The sequence below is a fragment of the Promicromonospora kroppenstedtii DSM 19349 genome (assembly GCF_000515355.1).
Classification (GTDB): domain Bacteria; phylum Actinomycetota; class Actinomycetes; order Actinomycetales; family Cellulomonadaceae; genus Promicromonospora; species Promicromonospora kroppenstedtii.
In genome coordinates this window covers 1,139-6,223 of the sequence record NZ_KI911656.1, presented here as the reverse complement: position 1 = coordinate 6,223, position 5,085 = coordinate 1,139, and the positions used below count along the sequence as shown (strand labels likewise).

The following is a 5,085-nucleotide window of genomic DNA, read 5'->3' as shown; positions in this document are numbered from 1 at the left end:
CTCGACGCGGTGGCCGGCCTCCTGTCGCACTGCGTGCCAGGCCCCGAGGCCGGGGGTATGACGACGTACGAGACCGAGCTGCCGGAGGGCGACTACGAGGTGCGGGCGTTCGTGGAGGTCGACCCGGGGGACAACCCGCGCCGGCTCGTGCTGAGCGACCCGGTCGCCGTCTCCGTCACCGCGGACGGCATCGTCGAGCGCTGAGCGCGCGCCGAACCGCGCGCGGGCGGTGGCCGACGCCGCCCGCGCGCTCCGCGTTGTCAGTGGCAACGCATAGGTTTGTGCCATGGCGGATCCAGCTACCTACAGGCCCAAGGCGGGAGAGATCCCGACGTCGCCCGGTGTCTACCGGTTCCGCGACGAGCACGGCCGCGTCATCTACGTGGGCAAGGCGAAGAACCTGCGTCAGCGCCTGGCGAACTACTTCCAGGACGTGGCGCACCTGCACGAGCGCACGCAGCGGATGGTGACCACCGCGGCGTCGGTCGAGTGGACGGTGGTGGGCACGGAGGTCGAGGCGCTCGCGCTGGAGTTCACCTGGATCCAGCAGTACGACCCGCGGTTCAACGTGAAGTACCGGGACGACAAGTCGTACCCGTACCTCGCCGTCACCCTGGGCGAGGAGGTGCCGCGCGCCCAGGTGCTGCGCGGCGCCAAGCGCAAGGGCACCCGGTACTTCGGCCCGTACGGGCACGCCTGGGCCATCCGCGAGACGCTCGACCTGCTGCTGCGGGTGTTCCCGATCCGCACCTGCTCGGCCGGCGTCTACAAGCGCGCGGGCCAGTCGGGGCGGCCCTGCCTGCTCGGGTACATCGACAAGTGCTCCGCGCCGTGCGTGGGCCGCATCAGCGTGGAGGACCACCGCGCCCTGGTGCTGGACTTCTGCGACTTCATGGCGGGCGACACCGCCAAGTTCGAGCGCCGGCTGACCAAGCGCATGCAGGAGGCCGCCGCCGAGATGGAGTACGAGCAGGCCGCCCGCCTGCGTGACGACATCGAGGCCCTGCGCCGCGCCACCGAGAAGAACGCCGTGGTCCTGGGCGACGCCACCGACGCCGACGTGTTCGCGCTGGTGGGCGACGAGCTGGAGGCCGCTGTCCAGGTGTTCCACGTGCGCGGCGGCCGCATCCGCGGCCAGCGCGGCTGGGTGGTCGAGAAGGTCGAGGACATCAGTGACGGCGAGCTCGTGGAGCACCTGCTGCAGCAGGTCTACGGCTCCGCGGAGGAGACCACGGGCCCCGAGGCGCGCGACGCCGTGCCCCGCGAGGTGCTGGTGCCCGTGCTGCCGCCCGACCTGGACCAGGTCGGCGCCTGGCTCACCGGCCTGCGCGGCTCCCGCGTGGACGTGCGCGTGCCGCAGCGCGGCGACAAGAAGGAGCTCGCCGAGACGGTCCGCAAGAACGCCGAGCACGCGCTGATGCTGCACCGCACCCGCCGCGCGGGCGACCTCACCACCCGCAGCCAGGCGCTGCGCGAGATCCAGGAGGCGCTGGACCTGGACTCGGCGCCCCTGCGCATCGAGTGCTACGACATCTCGCACACCCAGGGCACCTTCCAGTCGGCGTCCATGGTGGTCTTCGAGGACGGCCTGGCCCGCAAGAGCGAGTACCGCTCGTTCAGCATCCGCGGCTCGGAGGGCGACGGCGCCCGCGACGACACCGAGGCGATGCACGAGGTCATCACGCGCCGGTTCAAGCGCTACCTCGCCGACCGGCTCAAGTCGAACGACGTCGAGATCTCCGCGGGCGAGGACCCGGCCGGCGCCGACCTGCCCGGCCCGCTGCCGGGCGGCGAGGTCGCGGCCGACGCACCCGAGGAGAAGGCACGGTTCGCCTACCCGCCCAGCCTCGTGGTGGTCGACGGCGGCCCGCCCCAGGTCGCCGCCGCCCAGCGCGCCCTGGACGAGCTCGGCATCACCGACGTCGCCCTCTGCGGCCTCGCCAAGCGCCTGGAGGAGGTGTGGCTGCCGGGCGAGGACTACCCGGTCATCCTGCAGCGCTCCAGCGAGGGCCTGTACCTGCTGCAGCGCGTCCGCGACGAGGCGCACCGGTTCGCCATCACGCAGCACCGCAGGCGGCGCAGCAAGGGAATGACCGCCTCCGTGCTCGACGACGTCCCCGGGCTCGGCCCGGCGCGCAAGAAGGTGCTGCTGACCCACTTCGGCTCGCTCAAGCGGCTCAAGGCAGCCAGCGTCGAGGAGATCGCCAGCGTGCGGGGGATGGGGACGACGACGGCCGCGGCCGTCGTGGCCGCCCTGAAGGCCTGACGCTGGCATGCTTGGTGCCATGAGCAACACCGAGCCGTCGCCCACCACGGCCCCCGAGGGAATCGCCGCGGTCGAGGCCGCCACGCACACCCCCGAGCGCAGCGAACCGCAGGTCCTGGTGATCACCGGCATGTCCGGCGCCGGCCGGTCCCGCGCCGCCGCGGTGCTGGAGGACCTCGACTGGTACGTCGTCGACAACCTGCCGCCCATGATGCTCGTGCCCCTGGTCGACCTCATGGCCAAGGGCTCCAGCATCGAGCGCGTCGCGGTGGTCGTGGACGTGCGCGGCCGGGAGTTCTTCTCGGAGCTCGACAAGGTGCTCGTGCACATGTCGGAGGCGGGGGTGGCCTACCGGATCCTGTTCCTGGACGCGACCGACGAGGTGCTGGTGCGTCGCTTCGAGCAGGTGCGCCGCCCGCACCCGCTGCAGGGCGACGGCCGGATCCTGGACGGCATCGCCGAGGAGCGCTCCGTGGTGGCGACCCTGGCCGAGCGCGCCGACCTGCGGATCGACACCTCCGACCTGTCCGTGCACGACCTCGCGCGGGAGATCCGGGCCTGGCTCGCGCACGACGCGACCGAGCAGCTCCGCATCAACGTGATCTCGTTCGGGTTCAAGTACGGCATCCCCCTGGACGCCGACCACGTGGTGGACGTACGGTTCCTGGCCAACCCCTACTGGATCACCGAGCTGCGGCACCTGACCGGGCGTGACCAGCCAGTTCGCGACTACGTGCTCGCCCGTCCGGGCGCCGTGGAGTTCGTGGACCGGTACGTCGACGCCCTGGCCCCGGTGCTCGCCGGCTATCTCAACGAGGAGAAGCGTTACGTGACCATCGCCGTCGGCTGCACGGGTGGGAAGCACCGGTCCGTCGCCATGTCGGACGCCATCGCCGAGCGCCTGCGCGCCCGGGGGCAGCTCGTCTCCGTCTCGGCGAGGGACCTGGGCCGCGAATGATCCCGCACGCCCCGGGGGTGCCCGACGTCCCGGCACCGGAGTGGAGCAAGAACCCGTCGGTCGTCGCCCTCGGCGGCGGCCACGGCCTGTCCGCGAGCCTGTCCGCGCTGCGCCTCATGTCCGACCGCCTCACGGCCGTCGTGACGGTGGCCGACGACGGCGGATCGTCCGGCCGGCTGCGCGACGAGCTCGACGTGCTGCCCCCGGGCGACCTGCGGATGGCGCTCGCTGCCCTGTGCGACGACTCCGAGTGGGGCCGCACGTGGAGCGCGATGCTGCAGCACCGCTTCTCGTCGTCGGGCGAGCTGGACAACCACGCCATGGGCAACCTGCTCATCGTGGCGCTGTGGGAGCTGCTCGGCGACGCGGTCGAGGGCCTGGACTGGGTGGGCCGCCTGCTCGGCGCCCGCGGCCGCGTGCTGCCGATGGCCTCGGTGCCGCTCGTGGTCGAGGCCGACGTGCGGCACGCCTCCGCTCCCGGTGACCCGGAGGCGCCCCTGGAGACGGTGATCGGGCAGAGCAGGGTCGCCGTGACCGAGGGTCGCATCGAGCAGCTCCGGCTGCTCCCCGCCGACCCACCGGCCTCGCCCGAGGCCGTCCAGGCGGTGCTCGACGCCGACTGGGTGGTCCTGGGCCCGGGGTCCTGGTACTCGTCCGTGCTGGTGCACCTGCTGGTGCCCGCTCTCGCGGACGCCCTGCACGTCACCAAGGCGCGGCGCTGCGTCACCCTCAACCTGTCGGCGGAGAACGGCGAGACCGAGGGCCTGACCGCCGTCGACCACCTGGAGGCGCTGCACAAGCACGCGCCCGGCCTGCGGATCGATGCCGTGCTGGCCGACCCGTCCGCCGTCGAGGACGTCGCGGCCCTGGAGGCCGCGGCCGCGTCCATGGGGGCGCGCGTGATCATGCGGCAGGTGCGCCGCGGCGACGACACCGCCCGGCACGACGGGCTGCGCCTGGCCGCGGCCTACCGCGACGTTTTCGAGGGCGTCTACGGCGACGTCTGACCGGTCCGGCCACCCGCACGCCGGACCGTGCGGGCACGGCGGTGCTGCTCGCCACGTGGGACCTGGCCGTGTCCGCGCGCCAGAAATAATGTGCCAAGCGCGCCGCCCAGCAGTGCACCACGACGTCCGGCTCGCGAGCCTGCCCGGGGCGGCGGGAGACCGCGCTGGTGGGCAGCCGCGAGGAGGTCACCGACCTGGTCGCGAGGTGCCACGACGCCGGCTTCGACGAGCTCGTGCTGTCCGGGCACCCGCACCTGGAGGAGGCCTACCGGTTCGCCGAGGGCGTACGCCCGATCCTGGACGCCCGGGGGATCACGCCGCAGGCCGCCCAGGACCCGCGGCCCGGGGCCGCAACGGGCGCAGTCGGACCGACCTCATGATGCGACACGCCGGGACAATTCGCCCGAGTTTCCGCGATTCCACCGGGTTAACCCGTACATGACCATGGCAGGATGACGCCATGGCGCTCACGGGACAGGTCAAGGAGGAGCTCGCGCGGGTGCGGGTGGCGAAGACGTCCTGCCGAAAGGCAGAGGTCTCCGCGACGCTGCGCTTCTCGGGTGGTCTCCACATCATCTCCGGTCGGGTCGTGATCGAGGCGGAGCTCGACACCGAGTCGGCCGCGACGCGCCTGAGGCACGCCATCCATGACCTGTACGGGCACACGAGCGAGCTCATCGTGGTGCAGGCCGGCGGCCTGCGCAAGAGCTCCCGGTTCGTGGTGCGCGTGGTGCGCGAGGGCGAGTCGCTGGCCCGCCAGACCGGCCTGCTCGACGCCCGTGGCCGCCCTGTGCGCGGCCTCGCCCCCGAGGTCGTCTCCGCCGGCGTGCAGGAGGCCGAGGCCGTGTGGCGCG

General features: G+C 72.8%; 6 protein-coding genes. All 6 read left to right on the top strand.

Annotation, left to right across the window (positions count from 1 at the left end; translation table 11 throughout):
* Positions 1-204: hypothetical protein (locus PROKR_RS10700; RefSeq protein ID WP_036962995.1), on the top strand; the 204-nt coding region annotated here is incomplete at its 5' end.
* An 82-nt stretch (positions 205-286) separates the two neighbouring features.
* A complete protein-coding gene (gene uvrC / locus PROKR_RS10695) occupies positions 287-2,266 on the top strand; it encodes an excinuclease ABC subunit UvrC (protein ID WP_036962994.1) in 1,980 nt (659 codons plus the stop codon).
* A gap of 19 nt (positions 2,267-2,285) precedes the next feature.
* The gene (gene rapZ, locus PROKR_RS10690) at positions 2,286-3,224 is read left to right on the top strand and encodes an RNase adapter RapZ (protein ID WP_036962993.1); all 939 of its coding nucleotides are present in this window, start codon (positions 2,286-2,288) and stop codon (positions 3,222-3,224) included.
* On the top strand, positions 3,221-4,231 hold the full coding sequence (locus PROKR_RS10685; RefSeq protein ID WP_051432868.1) for a gluconeogenesis factor YvcK family protein: 1,011 nt from the start codon (positions 3,221-3,223) through the stop codon (positions 4,229-4,231). The genes rapZ and PROKR_RS10685 overlap by 4 nt, the downstream gene beginning before the upstream one ends.
* A 167-nt stretch (positions 4,232-4,398) precedes the next feature.
* On the top strand, positions 4,399-4,611 hold the full coding sequence (locus PROKR_RS10680; protein ID WP_036962991.1) for a hypothetical protein: 213 nt from the start codon (positions 4,399-4,401) through the stop codon (positions 4,609-4,611).
* Positions 4,612-4,691: 80 nt separating this feature from the next.
* Positions 4,692-5,085 (top strand): DNA-binding protein WhiA (whiA, locus tag PROKR_RS10675; RefSeq protein WP_036962989.1); only part of this gene is annotated, 394 nt, incomplete at its 3' end.